Raw genomic sequence first — 22144 nt, 5'->3', positions numbered from 1 at the left:
TATAACGCCGCCGACCTGGTCCAGCCACGAGAGGCTAATTCATGCTATTTTGGAACACCCGCAAGAAATTCGCAGGAACGTGGGAGGATCGACTCGACGGGCTGTTTTCGTGTGGGGTAGACTACGCCGGCAAGACGATCCTCGACGTCGGCTGCAACATGGGCATCGTCGCTTATGAAATCGCCAAGCATAGGCCGGCTTACATCCACGGCATCGACATCCTGAAACCGCATATCGGCGTGGCTCGCTCGATCTTTCTGGGATCTGGCGTCGAAAGCCGATTTGATGCCATGAACTTGGGGAGCCGAAAGCTTCCATCCGTTCTCAGGGACAGCTATGATGTCGTTCTGCTCCTCGCTGTTTACCAGCATGTCCGCAGGGGATTGGGCCAGGATAAGGCTGATCGCATCTTTGCCGACATCGTCAACCGCGCACAGACCGTTGTGGCGCGGGTTCCAAAAGAAAAAGATACTCGTCTTCAGTCTTTAATCGAGGGCGCTGGATTCAGCTTATCTCATCGCCACCAGTCGCCGCGCGGTTGCACGGTTCAGGCTTATCATCGCCACTAGGGCTTGTTGCGTTCAGTCCCGCCTTGTCGCGCAGCGACACCTTGCGCTTTGGCGCCCGATATTTCGCCACAGACTGACCGTTCCTATGTCGACCGTGACCGCGAGGTCCGATCGTGACCTTGACGCCCTCATCGTCTATCCGGGTGTCTCCGGTAAGGTTGATCTTCTGGCCGCGCTTGACCTTTAGACGTGCTGTCTCGAATGCGGGAAATTGTAGCTCGGGATCGAGACGCTTACGCCGCCCTCAGTGACACGCCGGCGCACCGTGGCAGTCACAGCCACCTCGTCGCCAATGCCTATCTCCCGCGCCATGCCAGAGATTCTGCAGCCGGCGTGGGCAACCGTCAAGGGGCGAGAATCTTTCGCTGCTTGAAGTAGCTCAAGGGTGCGGGCGCCCCGCCGGGTCCTGCAATGGAATCAAGGGACGAGGTGAGAGCCATTTCTCTGCTAAGTCCTTTGCCTGCCTCAAAGTGCGACAATTCTCGACCGCACCAGTTTTCCCAATAGCTGCTACTTTTGTTGCGCAATTTTTCTGTTTTCCCCAGTTCTTCGTGGGACTGTTTGTGCAAGCTGAACACCGCGCGAACCTGCGGTTGGTTGGCGCGGAATGCCGCGCACTAGCTTGCCTTTACGACAATCGCCTGCCCCGTTGGAAGTTCGATGACGCCTTCCGGGCGGTTTTCGAAAAATTGATCAAAGGCCTTTCGGGCTCCAGGACAGAGCGCAGAGCCGTAGTCGTCACATATGATCATGCCATTCGCGCACACTCGATCGTAGAAGAAGGCGAGCGCGTCACGTGTCGGCTCGTAAAGATCGACGTCGATATGGACCAGGGCGAAACGTCGGTCAGATACGTTGGAAAGAGTTTCCGGTATCCATCCGACATGAAAAGTGGTGTTGCTGAAGTCGGAAATATTCTCTCTGGCTACCTTCTCGTCGGTGCTGAGATCGCCGGACTTCCATGGCGTTCGGCCGTTAGGCTTGCGATCCTCTGCGGTCGGTTCCGAGAGGCCAGCGAACGAGTCAAAAAGGTGGTAGTGCCGTGGCCGAAGATCGCTCATCAGCATGAATATGGTCGAGCGGCCTTGCCTTACGCCGCATTCGGCCACATCGCCGTCGATACGCTCGATCGATCGCAAGCAGCTTTGCAGGACGAAAGCCCGGGGATCTGGAATCCCACGGATGTTTTTGACCCGCTGCAGCGCCTTTCGGAAAAACGGCTGGTCTTTCCAGACCATATGACTGGAATAAACATAGAAGCCGTATTTGTCGGCCTTCTTCTGAGAGACCTTATACCAGGCCACGCCTCTGCGTTTTTTCGAAATGACAGCAAGTGCCGCGTCTCTCAATTTCATCCTGTATCCTCCAGCATTCGACATGTCCATAACACGGGCAGAAGAGTAAGCTCTACCGGCATCAGGCGCGGAATGAAATCGAGTTCCGGCTGAGGGACATTAGCTTATCGAGCGCCGCAAGGAAGCGCTTCCGGGTGCTCGTAATAAGCCTATGCCTGGAATGGAACTCCCATGCAGTGCGACTCAAGATCACGGGTCATGTGCCTGGGCCGGTGCGGAAACAGGCGCGCAGCCGGGCTTCCCTGGCCGTTCTCCGGCATGAGCGCCAGCGCCAGGCATTGTCGATCCGCTAATTCGGGAGGTTCAGTCGACTGCCCCGACCAGTACATCGGGGTGTTCGATTATCGCGACCCAGCGCCCGGTATGCGTAGACGACTGCCTTTTTATAAATCGATATCCAGTTACCGACCAAGGCTTCACATCGTCGTTGAGGTTGTCGAGCACATAATCGCCTTTGTCGGTCTTGACGGTCAGCACCGCGTGCCCCTCGCCGTCCTGCTTCCTGACGACGGTGATCAGAAGGTTCGACAGCGATATGCCCTGCTGCCTGAGCAACTGGCGCTTGAGCAGGACATAATCCTCGCAGTCGCCGAGCGCGCCGTCAGGATAGGACCAGAATTCCATCATGCCGTGGACGTCCAAATCGCTCGCGGGCCTGATCGATCTGTTCACCAGCTTGTTGACGGAGGCGAGCTTGCCTTCCATGCCCGCGGACAGAAGGACTGGGGCGCTCCTGCCTGATCGTATTGCGCACTCCGCGGCCCGCCGTCTGCAGAATTCGATGTAGCCGACAGGGACGGAGGTTGGCTGCCCGGTGGCCATGGCGCCAGGCACGACGTCGGCCGAAGCCTTCTCCATCGGCGTCGCGGACATCATCAAGCCTATCAGTAGGCCGGCACACAGCCATGCCCGCGGTACCACCAATCCCATTCGCCCCGCCCCAGAGGTAACAACCCGAAACAATCTTTAATACCGCGTTACCATCTTTTCATAAGCGCATCAACACAGCCGCCGCACAATTTAAAGCGACGGTCGCGAACCACCTGATGGTGGGCGCCGCGCGGTCGCCCGATCAGCAAATTATGCGTTCACCCGATCAGGGGAATTGTCCCGCTTTTACGTCATCGGCGTTCTTCGGCAGCTCCGCTTACCTGGACCTGATGACCGGCGCCCGACAGGTATCTGGCCGCGCAAACGCCGACAGGAGGCCAAAAAAAATTGTAGCCAAATTTGTCGAAGTCCAAGGGCTGCGGGACCTCGCATGGATTCTCATACATTCGGATACACTTCGATAGCACTCGGGCAAATCTCTGCGACAGGCCCAGCCTAGTTTCATCCATGAGCGGGAAGCCTCGTCATGATGGCGAGACAGAGAGCCGACGGGATTTCGCAAAGCAGGAGTCAATTCCGCGCGAGCCGCCGTCGGCGGGTCTGCTCATTATTGAAAGGAACAGTACGATGAACAAACTTGTAACCGCTATCGCCCTCCTCGCCCTGTCGACAGGAGTCTCGCTCGCTGCCAATCAAAACCCGGACCGCGACCCGACCCGCGGCTTCCCTACTGGCGTCGACAACAGCGGAATGACCTTGGATACCAGTCACACAGCTTCCTTGCCTCAACCGGTGGTCGCTTCGCAAGAAGAACAGCCACAGCCCGGCAAGGTCCTTAGGGGTCGTGCGCCATGGGCGGGCAACCGTTGATGCGCTGAACTTTTCCTCCCATGCAAAATTGTCCAATCACCCCGCATTCAGCGGGGGTGGTTGGACAAGGGCGCCCGGGAAAATCGCGCCGATAGGGTGAATTCAATGTCTCAGGCGAGCGTGTCGAGGCGCCATGGCGAACAACCATGCGACAAGGCAGGCTCGGGCGACTTCTTCAGCGTCTCGGAAATGACCCTGCCAGCAGGGGAAGATCAAAGCTCAGGTCCCGAATCAACCTGCCGAGCGCCCCGGATCGTCGCTTCAAGGTCGATTTCGACGCCATAAGCGCTAGCGATACGCGCGTAGAACGTCGACGCCGGCTCACGACCGGCGTGCCGGACCTCATAGGATTCAGCGCGCGCTCAACCACGTCGGCGATCGAGCGGTTCTCGCGCCGAGCCAGCCGGTGCGCAAGATCACGCGCCTTTGCGCTGCGCACGGAAAGCCGCGGTTCGACCATGTGGGACTCCCTTTGCCGTTGATAGAGCTTAATGGCTTTGCTAGCGAGACGCCAGTTGATGGCGTTCTGATGGGGGGCCATCCGGGATGCCGTCGTTCAAGCGATCGCCGCAAACCGGCGCCGCGCCGTTTGGTGGCACCCCCGCAATAGCGCAAGATGTATAGACAACCGGCCGCAACTGGTGTTCGTTTCCAATCCGACCGCATGGTTTTTTTCGGGAATGCAGGAAACCGCCATGGACGCCGCTCGCCTGTTCGACCTGACGGGAAAAAAGGCGCTGGTGACGGGCGCCAGCCGCGGCATCGGCCAGGCCATGGCGGAGGCGCTCTCGGCGGTCGGTGCCGATGTGGCGGTGACCGCCCGCGACGAAAATTCCCTTCGTGAAACGGCGGACCGAATTAGCGCACATGGGCGAAGGTCGCTTTGCCGGTCTCTCGACGTGCTCGACACCGATCGCATCCGCGTGGTGGTCGACGAGATCGCGGATGCCTTTGGTCGGCTCGACATTCTGGTCAACAACGCCGGCTACGAACAAGTCCAGCCCTCGCTCGACGTGGACGAGGCGGTATGGGACCGCATCGTATCGACCAATCTGAAGGGCGCCTTCTTCTGCGCGCAGGCTGCGGCGCGGCGGATGGCTGACGACAACAGCGGTGGCGCGATCATCAATCTTTGCTCGCTGACCTCCTATGTCGGCATTCCGACCGCGGTACCCTACGGCTCGTCCAAGTCCGGGCTTCTGGGCATGACCCGCGCACTCGCCGCGGAATGGGCATCGCTCGGCATCCGCGTCAACGCCATCGCTCCGGGGTATTTCCATACGGCGATGACGGACGCCTTTTACCAGGATCCCGACTGGCAGACGGCGATGCTGGCCAAGATCCCGCAGCGGCGCTTCGGCACGATGCAGGATCTGGCCGGCGCCGTCGTGTTTTTGGCGAGCGGGGCATCCGCCTATGTCACCGGGCATTGCCTCCCGGTCGACGGCGGCTATCTCGCATCCATCTGAGCGACTGAGATGCGGCGCAACGAGGACTGTGTAGACCGAGCTTGTATATGGTTGTATATACCACCTGACACGCTGGACGTTCTTGCATGCGACCGGCGACAAAAGGGGAACCACAATGCAGGAGCGTTTTCGGGCCGCAGCTTCGCACGAAGCGGAAGGCGACAGGGAAATCGCCGTCACGGTCCGCAACGTCGGGATGGACTTCGATGGGGTTCAAGCCGTCAAGAATGCGTCCTTCGATCTGCCGAAGGGCCGGTTTCTCACCATTCTCGGGCCGTCTGGGTCCGGCAAGACAACCCTCCTGCGCATGATCGCCGGGTTCCAGACCCCGAGCAGCGGCGAGATCTTCATCAACGGTGAAGCGGTGAGCGCGGTGCCACCGCACAAGCGGTCGATCGGCATGGTCTTTCAGAGACTTGCCTTGTTTCCTCATATGACGGCGGCCGAGAATGTCGCCTTCCCACTGAAGATGCGTCGGCGCGACGCACGCACCATTCCCGACCGCGTCGAGCGATATCTCGCGCTGGTCCGGCTCGGAGGCTACGGCGGCAGGCGCATTCACGAACTGTCCGGGGGGCAGCAGCAGCGCGTCGCGATTGCGCGCGCGCTGGTGTTTGAGCCCGACCTGCTGCTTCTCGACGAGCCGCTCGCCGCACTCGACCGCAAGCTGCGCGAGGAAATGCAGCTCGAATTCCGCCGCATCCAGCGTGAGCTCGGCGTCACCACGATCAATGTCACCCACGACCAGCGCGAGGCGCTGGTGGTTTCCGACGATATCGTCGTCATGGATCAGGGCGAGATCCAGCAGAAGGCACGGCCGATCCACACCTACCGCCAGCCACGCAACGCCTTCGTCGCCAATTTCATCGGCGTCACCAACTTCATTGCCGGCACGGTACGGGCCGTATCGGAAATGGGCGATGTTTCCATCGTTCGGGGTGACCTGATGCTTGCCGGAAAGGTCGGCGATCCGGTCAATCCGCCTGCCGAGGGCGACAAGGCATCGGGAGCGATCCGCGCCGAACAGATCCGTCTCGCCGGCGATGCTGCGCAGCTGTCGAAGCTTGATTGCATGCTGGCCGGGACTGTGACCGACACCATCTTCGAAGGCGAGCGCATGGTCTACGAGGTCGCCTGCGCCGCAATTGGCGACGAGGTCATTCGCGTTTTCGACCATGATCCCGCCGCGCACACGCAGTTCGACATAGGCGAAAGCGTGTTCCTGGGGTGGAATGCCAGGGACATGCTTGTTTTTCGATAGAACCGGAGACCGGTCAAACCCAGAGGAGAATGCAGATGAAGCGCTTTAAGCCGAAGATATCCCATCTTTCCCGCAGAACCTTCCTTCAGGCCACCGCCGCGCTTGGCGGCGCCTCGGCGCTCGGCCTGCGCGGCGCCTATGCGCAGGAACCGGAAAAGCCGGCGGAGATCATCGTGCGCGCCTGGGGCGGCAGCTGGGTGGATAGCCTGAAGGCCGGGGTGTCCGACAGCTTCACCAAGATGACGGGGATTGCTGTCCGTCACGACCTGACCGAAGACAACGAGATTCAGCCCAAGGTCTGGGCGGCCGTGGCGCAGAAACGCGTCCCGCCGATCCATATCAACTGGGACACCACCACCAATGCCACGAAATCGGCACTGCGCGGCGTGACGGAAGACCTCTCCGACCTGCCGAACCTCGCCAATGTGACGGACCTTGCCAAGCCGGCCGGCCTGGAAGGCTTCCCGATCGTCAATACCTACGGTTATGTCTATGTGCTTGCCTATCGGCCTGCGGCATTCCCGGATGGACCGCCCAAGTCCTGGAAAGATCTGCTCGACCCGAAGTTCAAGGGTCGGCTTGCCTTCTACAATGACGGCATCGGCTTCCATTTCCCCGCCCAGGTCGCCGGTGGTGGCAAGCTGGAGGACATTCCCGGCAACATGCAGCCGGCATGGGATTTCATCACCAAGATGAAGGCACAGCAGCCGCTGCTGGGCGAAGATCCCGACTTCACCACCTGGTTCCAGAACGGCGAGATCGACGCCGCCTGCACCATCTCGACCAACGCCCGGGAGGCGCGCAAGAACGGCGTCAAAATCGAATGGGTGGTGCCGGAAGAGGGTGCAAAATTCGACACTGACGGTCTGTGGATCCCCAAGGGCCTGCCGGAAAACGAACTCTACTGGGCCAAGCAGTACATCAATCACGCCTTGACCAAGGAAGCCCAGCAGATCTGGCTGGACGGGCTTGGCTTGCCGGGCGTGGTGCCGGGCCTCACGCCGCCGAAGGATCTGGTGGGCGATCCGTCCTATCCGACCACCGAAGCGGATTTCCAGCGCCTCATCCGCATCTCGTCGAAGATCCAGGTCGAGAATGAGAGCGAGTGGTTTTCCAAGTTCAAGGCGATCATGCAGGGCTGACGCCGGTCGGCCGGTGCTGCGCTAACTCTTTGTTTTTACGCAATTCCGGACGGAAAACCGCTAACACTTTTCCTGGAATTGCTCTAGCGCGGCACCGGTTCCTTCACGACGTCGGATACGGATTTTTCATGCGGGCAGCCAGGACAGCCTATCCCCTGACATGGCGCATCATGGATGCGTTGGAAGGCGTTGCCGCCGCTATCTGGCCGGCGCGGTTCAGGCGCGCTACGCCCTATCTGATGCTGCTTCCGGCGGTGCTGCTTGTCGGGCTGCTCGTGCTTGGTCTCATCCAGATCGCGGATGCCAGCCTGCGCACGCTCGACACCACCACCTTCCAGTTCTCCGACGACTATTCCATCGCCAATTTCCGCCGCGCGCTGACCGAGCCACTGTTCCTGGTCGTCGCGCAGCGCAGCCTCGTTGCCGCCCTGATCGTCACCGCGGTGACGCTCGTCTTCGCCTTTCCCTACGCCTATCTGATGGTGCGCACGCGTTCGCCAGGATTGCGCAAATTCCTGCTGATCGCGCTGTTCCTGCCGTTCTTCATCGGCCAGGTGGTGCGTGCCTATGGCTGGCTGATCATCCTCGGCAACCAGGGCATGGTGAACGAGGCGCTCGGCCTTGTCGGGGTCGCCCCGATGCGGCTCATCTATAACTACCCCGCCGTGCTGTTCGGCCTCGTCCAGTACATGCTGCCGTTTGCCGTACTGATGGTGGCGCCGGCGCTCACCGCCATTCCCGAAGAGCTCGAGGCAGCCGCCGGATCGCTCGGCGCGAACTGGGTTCGCACGTTCATCCACGTCGTGCTGCCACTCGCTCGTCCAGGCTTCGTCGGCGCCGGCGTGGTGGTGCTGACGCTTTCGCTCACCGATTTCGCAGTCCCTGCGATCCTTGGCGGCGGCTCGCAGGATTTCATCGCCAACGCCATCTACGACCAGTTCTTCCGCACCTCCGACCAGGGTCTCGGCGCGATGCTGGCGCTTATGCTGGTCGCGCTCGGGTCAATCCTTGTCGGCTTGGTGTTCGCGCTGTTTGGAGCCGGAACGCTCGCCATGGGAAGGTCGCGGACGTGATCGGCTCGCGCAGCAAATCGATTGTCCTGTGGACCCTGGTGACGATCGCCCTGGTGACCCTTTCGGCGCCGACGATCGTGGTGCTCGGCGCTTCCTTTACCGACGGCAACATCATCACGTTTCCGCCGGATGGACTGTCGCTCCGGTGGTACGCGCGTATTTCGCAGGCCTCCGACCTGCGCAATGCTTTCATGCGCACGCTCCAGGTCGCGACGGTCTGTACGATCGTTGCCATTCCAGTGGGCACGCTGGCCGGCATCGCGCTGGCGAAATATGCGGTGCGTTTTGAGAAGACGATCCAGATCTATCTGCTGCTGCCATTCACCATCCCGCTGATCGGATCGGGCATCGGCCTCATGCTGATCTTCGGCAACGCCGGCATTCTCGGCCAGCTCTGGCCGGTCGGCATCGCCTGCTGCGTCATCAACCTGCCCTTCATGATCTGGGCGGTGACGGCGAGCGCCACCGGGCTTGACCTGGACCTTGAACTGGCCGCCGCCAATTGCGGCGCGCCGCCGCTCCAGGTGTTCTTCTCCGTCACCTTGCCGGCGGTCATGCCGGGGGTGATCACCGGCTCGCTGCTGATGTTCATTCTTGCGCTCAACGAATTCCTGGTCAGCCTGCTGCTCGTGGATGCGCGAATCGTGACGCTGCCGGTGCTGATCTACAACTCCATCCGCTCGATCATCACGCCGGATCTCGCCGCGATCTCCGTGGTCTTCATCGCCTGCTCGGCTGTCGCCGTTTTCCTGCTCGACAGGTTGGTCGGGCTCGACATCTTCCTGAAATCGAAATGAGGAAAGCCGGCTCGTCGGGCCGCAAAGGAATCCTATGCCAAACGTATCATTCCACGATCTGAGCCAACTCAACGCCGCCGCTCGTTCGGCATTGATGCGGCGCTCAGAGACCGATCTCTCTGGCTTTATGGAGAAGGCCGCACCGATCATCGAGGCGGTCCGAACAGAAGGCGACGCCGCGCTCGTTCGCTTCGCCCGCGACTTTGACAAGGCAGATCTCGATGCCACGCGACTGAAGGTCAGCCCCACCGAGTTTGACGCCGCCTTCGGCATGGTCGACGAGGACGTGATCGCCGCCATTCGCTTCGGCATCGACAACATCCGGCATTTCCACGAAGAGCAGAAACCGGAAGCGATGTGGCTCAAGGAAATGCGGCCCGGCGCCTTTGCCGGCGACCGCTTCACGCCGATCCGCTCGGTGGCGCTCTATGTCCCGCGCGGCAAAGGGGCGTTCCCTTCGGTAACGATGATGACCGCAGTGCCCGCAGTGGTGGCGGGCGTTCCGGAGCTTGCCATCGTCACGCCGCCGGCGCCCGATGGTTCGGTGGACGCAGCGACGCTGGTTGCGGCGCGCCTCGCCGGCGTCGAAACGGTCTACAAATGCGGCGGCGCGCAGGCGGTCGCCGCGGTCGCCTACGGCACAGAGACAATCAAGGCCGCGCTCAAGATCGTCGGTCCGGGCAGCCCCTGGGTAGTCGCGGCCAAGCGGCTGCTTGCCGGCGTCATCGATCCCGGCCTCCCCGCCGGCCCGTCCGAAGCGATCATCCTCGCCGACGACAGCGTGCATGGCGGACTGGCCGCGCTCGACCTCCTCATCGAGGCGGAGCACGGACCGGACTCGTCTGCCTATCTGGTGACCCACAGCCGCCGCGTGGCGGAGGAGGCACTGGCCGCGCTGCCGGAGCACTGGGCGCGCATGACCGAGCAACGGGTCGCGTTCTCCACCGCGGTGCTGACCGGGGCCTGTGGCGGCATCGTGCTGACGGCCTCGATCGAGGAGAGCTACCGCTTCATCAACGACTACGCACCGGAGCATCTGGAGATCCTCTCCACCGACCCGTTCGTGCATCTTGGCCACATCACCGAAGCTGCCGAGATCCTGATGGGGCCGCACACGCCGGTTTCGATCGGCAATTTCGGGCTAGGCCCCAACGCCGTGCTGCCGACCAGTCGCTGGGCGCGTACTTGTGGACCGCTCTCGGTCACGGATTTCGTCAAGCGCTCTTCGATCGGCTACGTGACGGCCGCGGCCTATCCGGAATTCGCGCGCCATGCCCGCACACTTGCCCGCTATGAAGGCTTCTCCTCGCATGAACACGCCGTCTCCAGCGTGCGCGACCGATATCTGGCGCGGTAGAGGATGATGAAGGCGGCCAGACTCCATGCGGCGGGCGATTTGCGGGTTGAGGACGTGCCATCTCCCGGCGAACCAGCGCCTGGCTGGGTGCGGCTCAAAGTGACGGCCGCCGGCATTTGCGGCTCCGACCTCCACAACTTCCGCACCGGTCAGTGGATCAGCCGCGCGCCGAGCGTCGCCGGGCATGAGTTCGCCGGCGAGGTGAACGCGGTGGGGGCCGGCGTGTCCCAGTTTGCGCTCGGAGACCGGGTTGTGGCCGATTCGCGCTTCTGGTGCGGCGAGTGTCCTGCCTGCCGCGCCGGCCGGCATAATGTCTGTGCCAGACTTGGCTTTGTAGGCGAGGTCTGCGACGGCGGCTTCGCGGAAGAGACGCAGCTGCCGGCGCGGCTGCTTGTGCGCCACGACCCCATGCTCGATCCCGCGATCGCCGCCATGGCGGAGCCGCTGGCGGTCGCCCTGCACGCAGTGCGGCGGCTGTCGGCGCCGGCCGGGGCGCCGGTGCTTATTGCCGGTTGCGGCCCGATCGGCGGGCTGGCGGCGCTGCTCCTGTCGCGGCCGGGCGAGAGACAGGTCCTCGTCGCCGACCACAATGCAGCGCGTGCGGATCTTGTGGCCGAGGTGAGCGGCGCGACCGTCGTCGACCTGGACGCCCTGCCCTGCGATCCCAATCTGCGCCATGCCCCCGATCTACGCTATGCCGTCGACGCGACGGGCAGCGTGGCGGCGATGGCGCGGTTGCTCGATGTCTTGGCCGGCGGCGGCACGCTGGCGCTGGTCGGCATTTCGCATGGCCGCCTCGACCTCGACCCCAACGTGCTGGTCGAGCGCGAGATCGCGCTTGTCGGCTGCCATGCCTTCGCCGACGAGCTTGCGCCGGCCGTCGCGATGCTAGGCGATCTCGCGCCCGCGCTATCGCGCTTCGTGTCCGACGAGATCGCGATCGGCGAAATTCCCGCCGCTTACCAGCGCCTGATCGACGGCGTGAGCGGCGGGTTGAAGACCATCGTCCGGATGGAGAGCGGACGATGATCAGGCTTACCGAAACCGCCGGGCCGCTCTACGAAAAGGTCAAGGACTACGTGCTCGGCAATATCGGCAGCGGCAACTGGCCGAAGGACCGCAGGCTGCCTTCCGAAAACGAGCTGGTCAGCACGCTCGGCGTCTCGAGGATGACGGTGCACCGGGCGCTGAGGGAACTGACCTCGGAAGGCCACCTGCTGCGTATCCAGGGCGTAGGCACCTTTGTGGCGCCGCCGAAACCGCAATCGGCCCTCATCGAAATCAGGAACATCGCCGGCGAGATCGCCGCGCGCGGCGCACGCCACAGGGCCGAGGTCATCGTCCTCGAGAAGATCCGCAACCCGGCGCTGGACCTCGTCGTCGCCTTCGAGTTCACGCGCCGCAGACCGGTCGCCCATTCGATCATCGTGCATTTCGAAGACGATGTGCCCGTCCAACTCGAGGAACGCTTTGTCAATCCGGCGCTCGCACCCGACTACCATCGGCAAGATTTCGTGGCGACCACCACTTACGACTACCTCCAGCGGGCGACGCCGCTGACGGAAGTGGAGCATGTGATCTCGGCCGTCGCCGCAGAAGAGATGGCGGCCCGCCATTTGAAGATCCGACCCGGCGACCCCTGCCTGCTCCTGCATCGGCGGACCTGGTCGGGCGCGGCGGTCGCCACCGTCAACAAGCTCACCTATGTCGGCAGCCGCTATTCGCTGGGCAGCCGCTACGCGCCCTCACCCGCCGCATGAGCAGCGATGGCCCGCCAGGCAGGGCGGGCGGCGCTATCGGCCAAACGGCTGCCTTGATAGGCAATCAGCTCCGCCTGCGCCGCCGTTTTTCTTGTTAACGCCGATCAGATCATTTCGGGTCAAGCCTGGCCGCCGGTCAAATTGCACCGGAGCGGCCAGACTGATTGGCCGACCGTTCAAACCAAACCGGGGACCACGAAAACCAGCCAGGCGATGACAGGGCCGATAATGGCGATTAGCGCGCTGTAGATCAGCAACGTCTTCAGCACGCCCTCGCGCTCTGCTTCCCGGGCATTGGCGACGACCAGCGCACCGTTGGTCGAAAACGGGCTGGTGTCGACGATGGTGGTGGAGATCGCGATCGCCGCAACCACACCTATGGCACTGATCTGTCCCTGCAGGAGGAAGGGCACGGCCAGTGGAATGATGGCTCCCAGCAATGCCGTGGACGAGGCGAATGCCGATACAATGGCGCCGGTGAAGCAGAGGAGGAGTGCAACCAGCAGCGGCATGCCCAGGCTTGAAATGCCTTGGGCGACGTAGTCGATCGTGCCGATCTTCTCCATGACGCCGACATAGGTGATGATGCCGGCGATCAGGAGCACCGTCGACCAGCTGACCTTGTCGATCGCTGCCTTTTGGGACTTCGGCGAGAGAAGCGCGAGCGCGACCGCGACGGTGATCGCCACCAGGCCGACATTGAACTTGAAGACAAGTGCGCCGACCGCGAGCGCGGTTAGGCCGACTAATGTCGTCAGCCTTTCCGTCGTCAGGCCGGAAAGCGCCGACACATTTTTTGTCTGCTCCTCAAAGACGTGATGGCTGATCGGAGTAGCCGGCGTGCCGCCGTGGCCGACGATTGACTGCGTGACGCCTTCGGGGTGGAGGTCAGGCAGCGGTCCCGACGCGACCGAATACTTACGCAGCACCTTCGAGCCGCCGAAGACGAAGAATACGAGGACGGCGATGGCCAGGTTGAAGAAGAAGCTGGAGAGAAACAGTGATGTCGGCGCGAACGGCAATCCCGCCTTTTCGACGATCTGGTTGGTGATGCCGCCATAGACGCTGATCGGCGAAAAGCCGCCCGCCTGTGCACCGTGAATAACCATCAATCCCATCATGACCGGATTGATGCGGTACTGGAACGCAAAACCCAGCGCCACCGGGGCCAGGATAGCGACCGCCGCAGGTCCGAGCGCACCGAAGCCGGTGATGACGGCCGCGACCAGGAACATGACCCAGGGAATCCACGCCACATGTCCGCGCACCAGTTTGACCGCGCCCTCGACCAGCCAATCGATAGTACCGTTGATCTGGGCGATGGCGAACAGGTAGGTAATGCCGACCAATGTCAGGAAGAGGTCGCTCGGGAAGCCAGCAAATATTTCCGCCGGCTTCATCGCCATGACGAGCGAGCCGACCAGAAAGGCGCATGCGAAGGCGAGCGCGCCCATATTGATCGGCTGCATGGTGGCGATCACGAACATGCCGACCAGCAGCGCAATCGACAGAATCTGGATGTTCATAGCTTCCTCCCTCGGGAAACGCCTTCAGGCGCCCGTTCTCATTTCCATCGGTGGTAGATCAGCCTGCGTTGGTCTCGCTCCCAAGCCCCAACGCAGGGTCGTCAGCGCCTCCTAGAGCCGGATGATTTCAGGTCAAGTCGACCTGAAATCTGAATCCGGCTCTAAATCAAAGAGATAGAGCATGATGTCGTCCGAAAACCGCTCACACTTTTCGGCATCATGCTCTAGGAGGCGGGCATGTAAAGGTTGCTGAACCGGTCGCGCAGAAGGTTCTTCTGCACCTTTCCCATGGTGTTGCGCGGAAGGTCCTCGGCGAAGATCACCCGTTTCGGCTGCTTGTAGCGCGCGAGGCGGTCGCGCAGCGCATTGAGCACCGCCTTTTCGTCCATTGTGGCACCGGGCTTGAGCACCACGATGGCCGTCACCCCCTCGCCGAAATCCGGATGTGCAATGCCGATGACCGCACTCTCGGCGACGCCGTCGAGTTGATCGATCTCACCCTCGACTTCCTTGGGGTAGATGTTGTAGCCGCCGGAGATCACCAGGTCCTTGTCGCGGCCGACGATGTGGAGATAGCCCGCCTCATCGATCTTGCCGAGGTCGCCGCTGATGAAATAGCCGTCCTTGGTGAACTCCGCCGCGGTCTTTTCAGGCATCCGCCAATAACCCCGGAAAACGTTCGGGCCCTTGATCTCGATCATGCCGGTTTTGCCTGGTCCGAGCGTCTCGCCGGTGGCCGGATCGGTGACCCTCACCGACACGCCCGGGAGTGGGAAACCTACTGTCCCTGCCCTTCGCTCGCCGTCATAGGGGTTTGAGGTGTTCATGTTGGTTTCGGTCATGCCGTAGCGTTCGAGAATGGCGTGACCGGTGCGCTGCTTGAATGCGGCGTGGGTTTCAGCGAGCAGCGGCGCCGAGCCGGAGATGAACAGCCTGATGTTGGCGACCGTCTCCCGGTTCAGGCCCTCATGCTGCAGCAACCGGACATAGAAGGTCGGCACGCCCATCATCAGCGTCGCCCGCGGCATCAGAGCAAGGATTTCCTCCGGATCGAACTTTGGCAGCAGAAACATCGAGGCGCCGGCGATGAGCGTGACATTGGTCGCCACGAAGAGCCCATGCGTGTGAAAAATCGGCAGCGCGTGGATCAGCCGGTCGGCTGCCGTCACCTGCCAGCATTCGCGCAGTGCTATTGCATTGGACAAAAGGTTGTCGTGCGTCAGCATTGCGCCCTTGGAACGGCCGGTGGTCCCGGATGTGTACAGGATCGCGGCGAGATCGTCAGGCGCGCGCGCCGCGTCGAGAAAATCGTCAGGCTCGTCCCGGGCCAACTCCATGAGCGACCCGGCGCCGTCCGCATCGAGCGTTTCGACAATCGCGCCGTAGCCGTGCGCGATCCTCTCGACATCAGTTCGCGACTTCGAGGAGACGATGACGAGCCGCGGTTCGGCGTCACCGATAAAATAGTCGAGTTCAGTCAGCGTATAGGCGGTATTCAGCGGCAGATAGATCGCCCCGCAGCGCACGCATGCGAGATAGAGCATCAGAGCCTGCGGGCTCTTGTCCACCTGGACCGCGACGCGGTCGCCCGGGCGAACGCCGAGCACATCAATTGCGCTGGCGATCTGTCCGGAGAGCCGCAGCGCATCTGCATATGTCCAACGCTGACCATCAATGGTCTCGATGAAAATCGACTCGCCTGACTTGGCGGATGCTCGCATGGCGTCGAACAGATGATTGCTCATTGAACTCCTCCCAATCTGCTTATTAGGTTTTCTGCATTTCGGTGCGGCGTCGACGAACCGGGGCCGCGATATCGGTGTCGGTCGAAGCGGTTGCCGCCAGTTTTCTCACCTCCGGCGAAGCGGCTATTTCGCCATGCTGCGCCAAGGCTTCGTGGTTCGCCTCGATGTCGTCCAACTTGTAAAAGTAGTTGACCATCAAGCCGTGGGACTGCCGCATCGCCTTGGCGGAGCGATCGGCCAGAAAGTTCAGCCGTTCAAGGCGAGCGCCGTTGCCCAAATGAAAACGCGCCACAGGATCGACCGGCCGTCTGCCGGTGGCCCGTTCCCTAATGAAATAGCGTGCGGCGAGCGGGAGAAGCACCGCTTCAACGGCCTGTGCCTTCTGCGGATTGTCCGCCCAGCCCGGATCGTCCAGCAGCTCGAGCGTCTTGAGGGTCCGATCATCGAGGCTGGCATCGGCCGCCTTGCGCAGTCTTGCCAGCCAGCCAGCGAAACCCGGAACCGGCGACAGCGTCACGAAGGTCTTCAAGCCAGGCAGGTCGCGGCGCAGATCCTCCACCACCTGCTTGATCAGAAAATTCCCGAAAGAGATGCCACGCAGTCCGTCCTGGCAGTTGGAGATAGAATAGAAGACAGCGGTGGTGGCGTCCTGGGCCGTGATCGGCGAACGGTTTACATCGAGCACATCAGCGATGGCAGAGGGAATCGCCCTGGTCAGCGCAACCTCGACGAAGATCAGCGGATCGTCTGCGAGACGCGGGTGGAAGAACGCAAAGCATCTGCGGTCGGCTGGAGCTAGCCTCCGCCGCAGCTCCTCCCAGCCGGCGATTTCATGCACCGCCTCGTATCTGATGATCTTCTCCAGGATGTCAGCTGGCGTGGACCAGTCGATCGGACGCAGGGTCAGAAAACCGCGGTTGAACCATGAGCCGAACAGGTGGGCGAAGTCGGCATCGACAGCGCGAAACGGTTCCGTCGCATCCTTCATGGCCAATAGGCGCTCGCGCATCTCTACCAGCCTTGCCGTGCCTTTGGGGGCCAGGTTAAGTCTGCGCACCAGTTCCTGGCGACGCGGCTCGGCGGCCTGGTGCAGTTCGATGACGGCGTCCGAGCTCCTGTCGCTGCGGTAGCGCTCGATGGCTTTGTCAAGCTTGGCGATGTCTGGGCCGAACTGTTCGTGCAGCATACGCACGAAGTCTTGCTGACCGGCCGCGTCCAGTTGGGCCCAGCGCTGAAGGACCTCGGCGGCCAATGCCATGCCCGAGGCCTCGCCCCGGCTCGACAACAGCATGTCGCAGAGTGTTTCGATATTCGTCTCGGCTTGGACCGGTTCGCTGCGCGCCCCTGCCGCAACCAGCCTGCGGCCGCGATCGGTAATGCTTTGCACCATATCGCTAAAGAACGAGATGCCTGCCATGTCGGAGTCCCTCCTGGCAAAAAATCGAAATCGGCGCAAGCAGACCCGCCGCGCGGCCTCGACGCGTGCCGGTGCTCGGATGCGTCCACCCATTTGTGTGCGACTTGCCTTTTGTGGTATTGTTCTTAAACGTTCCTGTACGCAAAGTCAACGTTCTTGCATACAAGATTTATCATTCTGCATTGGAAGGCCCAGAAAATGTCGGAGAATGTCGTTCAGCGCCTACGTGACGAGATTGAAAACGGCATAATCTCGAACGACTTCGCCCCCGGTGCACGACTGGACGAGGTGCAATTGGCAACACGCTTCGGCGTCTCGAGGACGCCGGTGCGCGAGGCGCTGATGCAGTTGAACGCAATCGGGCTGGTGGAGATCCGGCCGCGCCGGGGTGCCGTGGTGATCGATCCGGGACCGCACCGCATTTTCGAAATGTTCGAGGTGATGGCGGAACTTGAAGGCTTGGCCGGTTCGTTGGCCGCGAGACGGTTCACCGATGCCGATCGCACAACCATCCTGGCCGCGCATGCAGATTGCGAGCGTTCGTCTTCGGCCGGCGACAGCGACGCCTATTATTACGATAACGAACGCTTTCACAAAGCTATCTACACTGCCAGCCACAGCGGTTTTCTGGCCGAGCAGTGCGTCGCACTGCATCGCCGTCTGCAGCCCTACAGGCGTCTCCAACTGCGCGTACGCAACCGCGTTGCCACGTCGTTCGCCGAGCATGGCGCGATCGTGGAAGCAATCCTCGCCGGCGACGCGGAGCAGGCGCGCACGCTCCTGCGCCAGCATGTCAGCATCCAGGGCGAGCGTTTCAGCGATCTTGTAGCGACGATGGCGAGCAGATAGTCCGTCGCAAGTCGAGCCTCTCGCCTTCACCGCCGCCTCAATGAAGCCAAGCCGCATGCCGAGGCCGGCATGGCAGCGGGCGTGCATCTGAGCAAGCGGGCGTTCCGATTATCTGAAATCCCGTGTAGCAGCCGCCTGCTACCAGCAAAGCAAATTTTGGCGCTATCTTGATATGAATGGCGAACTTCGCCGAGGCGGTGTAGGGTTCACCGCAAAAGAAGAATTGAGCCTTAGAAACGGCGACGCGGAGCGAATCTGGGAGGATTCATGGTCGAGATTATCTCCAAGCGGGATGGCCCGCGGCGCGAGGACGCACAAGTCAAAAGACTGATCGAGCAGAACCGCTCGACCATCGTCCGCCTTGCCGACCAGATCAGCGGTGGCGGCTATTCAGCTTCCAGGAAGCCACGACAGCAACCAAAGGCGGAAGGTCTCATCATCCATGTTGGAGGCGGCGCGGCACCGGTTGCCGAGGCCAAGCCGTCCATCCAAGTCACCATGAACGGCCGCGTCATTTCGAAGGATCGGAACACCGGCCGTCAACTTCATCACATCGGCGATATCCGAAACCGCGGCCGGGACCAGATCTTCGTTCTGGCGACGAAGCAGAATGGCTTCTTCTCGCCGGTCGACGAAACCGTCGCCGAAGCGCTTGCCGAGTTGGACGGATCCCGCCTCGCCACCACCTACACCGAAGAGCAGCTTGCCGCCGACATCGGCGCGAAACTCGGCATCGACTGAGCGACAGGCATGGGCGTGCTTCCTACGAACGCGACAGCATACAGAAATGGCATACCTCAAAGGTTCTGTGATGACTGAATGAAACGCGAGATAGCCCCCAATCAAATGAAGATCGATGCCCTTCCGGCGCGTAGGTCGCTGGCCACCGGCCAAATGGCTCTGAGGAACATCGACTATGACGAGCGTGCCACCATGCGCGCCTGGGAAAGTTTTCTGGCTGACGAGCCCAAATGCGCCGGCGATCCAGTCCACCCAAGCCACGTCCGCTCCCTCATTCACGATTCCTGGTACCGCAGTGTCACCGGCGGCATCAACGCTCAAGGCATTGAAGCACCGCTGAGCAGTGATCGCGACGCAATTGAATATCTTACCCGGGCCAACGCAGAACTGCTTTCGGCGGCGCGGCGGTCGTTCGCCTCGCTTGGCCAGTTACTGGACGGGACCGGCGCGATGCTGGTTCTGGCCGACAGCGACGGCGTGCTGATCGACGCCATCGGCGACAAGAAGACGCTGCATGACGGCATGGATATCCACCTTGCCATCGGTGGCAAATGGAACGAGGATGCCGTCGGGACGAACGGCATCGGTACGGCGCTGTGGACCGGCGAGCCGACTTTCGTGCATGCGGCCGAGCATTTCTGTGCCGGCATCAAATCCTGGACCTGCGCCGGCGCGCCGATTCGCGACCCGCTGGACGGCAAGATCATCGGTGTGGTCGACCTGTCAGGCTATTCGCCGATCTTCAGGCCGCACAACACCGCGCTCGTCGCCGCGACAGCCCGGCAGATCGAAAAGGCATTGGCCGAACAGCAGCAGGAACAGCGCACGCGCCTGCTCGAAGCTTTCATTTCATCGGCTCCCGGCTACCGCCGAAAGGACGGGCTGGTAATCGTCGACCACCGCGGTCGTGCCATCTTCTGCAACAATGTGCCTGATGGCGAGGCCACTGAGATGATGGACGGCCCGATGGAGCCAGGCCGTGGCCGCTGGCTGATGAACCTTCCGTCCTCCGGCTCCGAAGCCGACCTTGCCAGGGCGCTGCCGGCCCATCTGCGATCCTGCCATATCACCCCGCTCAAGCTCGATGGCGACCTCCGCGGCGCGGCGCTGGTGTTCCCCTCCGTGCCGGCAGTCTCCAGTGCGGCGGTGGTCCAGCGGGAAGTGAACAAGCATCTTCAGGATGCTGTCGCCATGATCGTCGGCGAAAGCGAAGCGCTGCATGCCGCCATCGACGTCGCCTGCCGCGTCGCCCGGTCGAGCAGCGTAACATCGCTGTTGGTCGAGGGTGAAACAGGGGTCGGGAAAGAGCTGTTTGCGCGGCTTGTCCATGCCGGCAGCCGGCGCACGGCGAACGACCCGTTCATCGCCATGAATTGCGGGGCGATCACCAGGGACCTGTTCGGCAGCGAGTTGTTCGGCCATGTCGCCGGCGCCTTTACCGGCGCCTCGCGTGAAGGCAAACCGGGGGTTTTCGAGCTCGCCCATGGCGGCGTCCTCAGTCTCGACGAGATCGGCGAATTGCCGCTCGAGATCCAGCCGTTCCTACTGCGTGTCCTGGAAGAGCGCGTGGTCAACCGCATTGGCGACAGCCGGGGCCGCCCGGTGGATGTGCGCCTGGTCGCCTCGACCAATCGCGATCTCAAGCAGGAGATTGCCGCAGGCCGATTCCGCCGCGATCTCTACTATCGAATTGGCGCGGTTTCGATCACTGTTCCACCGCTGCGCGAGCGCGGCGAGGATGTGCTGCTGCTGGTCGAACATTTCAACCGGCAGATCGCCACCGCAGCGGGCGAGGACCCGCTGGAATTTTCGCGAGAAGCGCTCGATGCCCTGCTCGCCTATCAATGGCCGGGCAATGTACGCGAACTGAAGAACCTCATCGGGCGGTTGCATGTCCTGGCGCGGGGCCGAGATATCGGGCTCCACGATCTGCCCGGTGAAATCGCGGCGCCCAGCGCCACGTCCGATGATGGCAAGACCCTGTCGGCCGAGTCGCCTGGAGGCACACTCGTCGAGGCGGAACGCCAGGCGATGAAGAACGCATTGGCAGCCGAGGGCGGCAATCTCAGTCGGGTCGCGCGGCGGCTCGGCATTTCCCGGCCGACGCTCTATCGCAAACTCGACCAATACGGCATCCGCCGCGGTTTCCTCTAGGATCAGAACCCGTCACCGGCACAAAAGCGCCGCGCGGCATTCGCGCCACTGGCTGGGGAAAGTCATGCCAATGGTCAGCGAAATCACCACAGCCGCGCCGATCTTGCCGCCCGGACCCTTTCTCTCCCTCTTGATGTGACCGGACACCGCACCCGACCGCGCGAATCCGGCCCATATATTTCAGGGCACGATGACGCCGCGGCCGGTGAACCGACGGTTCTTGAAATCGTCGAGCGCGGTGTTGATGCTGGCAAGGTTGTATTCGGTGTAGTGCATCTTCACCTTGCCGTCGGCGTTGAGCTCCATCAATTCGACAAGCTCGGTGAAATTGCCGACCAGGCTGCCGCCGATGTTGATCTCCTCGATGACGAGATGGGCGGTCGGCACATTGATATTGCCGCCATAGCCGACGACGAACAGTTGCCCGCCCTTGCGCACCATCTTCCAGCAGATGTTTTCGACGCCGAGCTCGCCGACGAAATCGATGACCACATGGGCGCCCCCGCCGGTGATCTGGCTGACCTCCTCGATGACGTTCGGTCCGCCATCGAGGACGAAGTCGGCGCCGAGATCCTTGGCCAGCACCTGTGCTGCCGGCTCGCGATCGACGGCGATGATGCGGCAGCCCGAGATCGCGTGCAGCGATTGCAGCGCGATGTGCCCGAGCCCGCCTATGCCGAGCAGCACACAATAGCTCCCTGGTCGCAGCAGTTTGGCGGCGCGCTTGGCGGCGCGATAAGCGGTGATGCCGGCGTCGGCAAGCGGCGCCACCTCGATCGGTGTGACGTTGGCGTTCAGCTTGATCAACGAACGCTCGCTGGTGATGAAATACTCCGCGAAACCGCCGTTCATGCCGAGGCCCGGAAATTGGCCGTTATCGCAGTACATATCCTCGCCGTGGCGGCAGTTGAGACAGATGCCGCACGAGCGGAAGGGGTGGCAGATCACGGCGTCACCGCGCTTGACCGACCTGACGCCGCTGCCGACCTCCTCGACCCAGCCTGCATTTTCATGGCCCATGATGTAAGGCAGCAGCGTCCCCTCTGGATCCATGGTCGGCTTCCACACACCCTCGATGATGTGGAGGTCGGTGCGGCAGAGGCCGGCAGCACCTACCCGCACTATGACCTCGTCGGGAGCGGTAATGGTCGGCGCCTTGACCTCCTCGACCCTGAGCTGGACATTCATACGCGGGTCGTATTCGTAGAGTCTGGCAGCTTTCATCGTC

Annotated in this window: 20 protein-coding genes and 1 pseudogene; 13 read left to right on the top strand and 8 right to left on the bottom strand. The window is 62.0% G+C overall.

Annotated elements, in window-relative coordinates:
• The first annotated feature begins 41 nt into the window (after positions 1-41).
• Positions 42-569 carry a class I SAM-dependent methyltransferase gene (locus tag AC0L2B_RS27740; protein ID WP_023799625.1) on the top strand — a complete coding sequence of 176 codons (528 nt, stop codon included), beginning with the start codon at positions 42-44 and terminating at the stop codon, positions 567-569.
• Between the two features lie 183 nt (positions 570-752).
• Here the strand turns inward: AC0L2B_RS27740 and AC0L2B_RS27735 are convergent, their stop codons facing one another.
• From AC0L2B_RS27735 to AC0L2B_RS27725, 3 genes are all read right to left on the bottom strand, one after another.
• A complete protein-coding gene (locus tag AC0L2B_RS27735) occupies positions 753-881 on the bottom strand; it encodes a hypothetical protein (RefSeq protein ID WP_287138750.1) in 129 nt (42 codons plus the stop codon).
• A gap of 305 nt (positions 882-1186) precedes the next feature.
• Positions 1187-1924 (bottom strand): TylF/MycF/NovP-related O-methyltransferase, encoded by a 738-nt coding sequence (locus AC0L2B_RS27730; protein WP_023799626.1) that lies wholly within the window; start codon positions 1922-1924, stop codon positions 1187-1189.
• A 303-nt stretch (positions 1925-2227) separates the two neighbouring features.
• Positions 2228-2854 carry a transglutaminase-like cysteine peptidase gene (locus AC0L2B_RS27725; RefSeq protein WP_473747599.1) on the bottom strand — a complete coding sequence of 209 codons (627 nt, stop codon included), beginning with the start codon at positions 2852-2854 and terminating at the stop codon, positions 2228-2230.
• A 528-nt stretch (positions 2855-3382) separates the two neighbouring features.
• On the opposite strand from AC0L2B_RS27725, the gene AC0L2B_RS27720 reads away from it, so the two are divergent.
• Positions 3383-3625 carry a hypothetical protein gene (locus tag AC0L2B_RS27720; RefSeq protein ID WP_473747598.1) on the top strand — a complete coding sequence of 81 codons (243 nt, stop codon included), beginning with the start codon at positions 3383-3385 and terminating at the stop codon, positions 3623-3625.
• Positions 3626-3837: 212 nt separating this feature from the next.
• On the opposite strand, the pseudogene AC0L2B_RS27715 reads toward AC0L2B_RS27720, so the two are convergent.
• A pseudogene (locus tag AC0L2B_RS27715) lies at positions 3838-4085 on the bottom strand (plasmid stabilization protein).
• A gap of 235 nt (positions 4086-4320) precedes the next feature.
• Between AC0L2B_RS27715 and AC0L2B_RS27710 the strand changes: the two are divergent.
• The 8 genes from AC0L2B_RS27710 (at position 4321) to hutC (ending at position 12484) form a co-directional block, all read left to right on the top strand.
• The gene (locus AC0L2B_RS27710) at positions 4321-5094 is read left to right on the top strand and encodes an SDR family NAD(P)-dependent oxidoreductase (RefSeq protein WP_473747597.1); all 774 of its coding nucleotides are present in this window, start codon (positions 4321-4323) and stop codon (positions 5092-5094) included.
• Between the two features lie 115 nt (positions 5095-5209).
• Positions 5210-6355 (top strand): ABC transporter ATP-binding protein, encoded by a 1146-nt coding sequence (locus AC0L2B_RS27705; protein ID WP_023799631.1) that lies wholly within the window; start codon positions 5210-5212, stop codon positions 6353-6355.
• Between the two features lie 35 nt (positions 6356-6390).
• Complete coding sequence (locus tag AC0L2B_RS27700) at positions 6391-7497, top strand: ABC transporter substrate-binding protein (RefSeq protein WP_473509484.1); 1107 nt, start codon at positions 6391-6393, stop codon at positions 7495-7497.
• Positions 7498-7625: 128 nt separating this feature from the next.
• On the top strand, positions 7626-8570 hold the full coding sequence (locus AC0L2B_RS27695) for an ABC transporter permease (protein ID WP_473747596.1): 945 nt from the start codon (positions 7626-7628) through the stop codon (positions 8568-8570).
• Positions 8567-9367 carry an ABC transporter permease gene (locus AC0L2B_RS27690; RefSeq protein WP_473747595.1) on the top strand — a complete coding sequence of 267 codons (801 nt, stop codon included), beginning with the start codon at positions 8567-8569 and terminating at the stop codon, positions 9365-9367. The genes AC0L2B_RS27695 and AC0L2B_RS27690 overlap by 4 nt, the downstream gene beginning before the upstream one ends.
• 34 nt (positions 9368-9401) lie before the next feature.
• Positions 9402-10724, top strand: a complete 1323-nt coding sequence (hisD, locus tag AC0L2B_RS27685; protein WP_473747594.1) for a histidinol dehydrogenase — start codon at positions 9402-9404, stop codon at positions 10722-10724.
• Between the two features lie 6 nt (positions 10725-10730).
• Positions 10731-11753, top strand: a complete 1023-nt coding sequence (locus AC0L2B_RS27680; RefSeq protein ID WP_473747593.1) for a zinc-dependent alcohol dehydrogenase — start codon at positions 10731-10733, stop codon at positions 11751-11753.
• Positions 11750-12484: a histidine utilization repressor gene (gene hutC, locus AC0L2B_RS27675; protein WP_023799637.1), complete on the top strand. Its 735-nt coding sequence runs from the start codon at positions 11750-11752 to the stop codon at positions 12482-12484. Before AC0L2B_RS27680 ends, hutC begins: the two co-directional genes overlap by 4 nt.
• A 176-nt stretch (positions 12485-12660) precedes the next feature.
• Here hutC and AC0L2B_RS27670 read toward each other — a convergent pair whose 3' ends face one another.
• The 3 genes from AC0L2B_RS27670 to AC0L2B_RS27660 all read right to left on the bottom strand — a co-directional run bounded on the left by AC0L2B_RS27670 (position 12661) and on the right by AC0L2B_RS27660 (position 17172).
• Positions 12661-14010, bottom strand: coding sequence for an SLC13 family permease (locus AC0L2B_RS27670; protein ID WP_473747592.1), 1350 nt, complete (start codon positions 14008-14010; stop codon positions 12661-12663).
• 224 nt (positions 14011-14234) lie between these two features.
• On the bottom strand, positions 14235-15755 hold the full coding sequence (locus AC0L2B_RS27665) for a malonate--CoA ligase (protein ID WP_473747591.1): 1521 nt from the start codon (positions 15753-15755) through the stop codon (positions 14235-14237).
• A 22-nt stretch (positions 15756-15777) separates the two neighbouring features.
• The gene (locus tag AC0L2B_RS27660; RefSeq protein WP_128245231.1) at positions 15778-17172 is read right to left on the bottom strand and encodes a malonyl-CoA decarboxylase; all 1395 of its coding nucleotides are present in this window, start codon (positions 17170-17172) and stop codon (positions 15778-15780) included.
• 198 nt (positions 17173-17370) lie between these two features.
• On the opposite strand from AC0L2B_RS27660, the gene AC0L2B_RS27655 reads away from it, so the two are divergent.
• The 3 genes from AC0L2B_RS27655 (at position 17371) to AC0L2B_RS27645 (ending at position 20916) form a co-directional block, all read left to right on the top strand.
• Positions 17371-18021: a GntR family transcriptional regulator gene (locus tag AC0L2B_RS27655; protein ID WP_027156426.1), complete on the top strand. Its 651-nt coding sequence runs from the start codon at positions 17371-17373 to the stop codon at positions 18019-18021.
• A 267-nt stretch (positions 18022-18288) separates the two neighbouring features.
• Complete coding sequence (locus AC0L2B_RS27650; RefSeq protein ID WP_473747590.1) at positions 18289-18762, top strand: hypothetical protein; 474 nt, start codon at positions 18289-18291, stop codon at positions 18760-18762.
• 78 nt (positions 18763-18840) lie between these two features.
• A complete protein-coding gene (locus AC0L2B_RS27645; protein WP_473747589.1) occupies positions 18841-20916 on the top strand; it encodes a sigma-54-dependent Fis family transcriptional regulator in 2076 nt (691 codons plus the stop codon).
• A gap of 180 nt (positions 20917-21096) precedes the next feature.
• On the opposite strand, the gene AC0L2B_RS27640 is transcribed toward AC0L2B_RS27645, so the two are convergent.
• Positions 21097-22140 carry an NAD(P)-dependent alcohol dehydrogenase gene (locus AC0L2B_RS27640; protein WP_473509469.1) on the bottom strand — a complete coding sequence of 348 codons (1044 nt, stop codon included), beginning with the start codon at positions 22138-22140 and terminating at the stop codon, positions 21097-21099.
• Positions 22141-22144: the final 4 nt, after the last annotated feature.

This window comes from Mesorhizobium sp. WSM4815 (assembly GCF_055811575.1).
The sequence above is the reverse complement of the archived record's forward strand: the minus strand, read 5'-3'. Positions and strand labels throughout refer to the sequence as shown.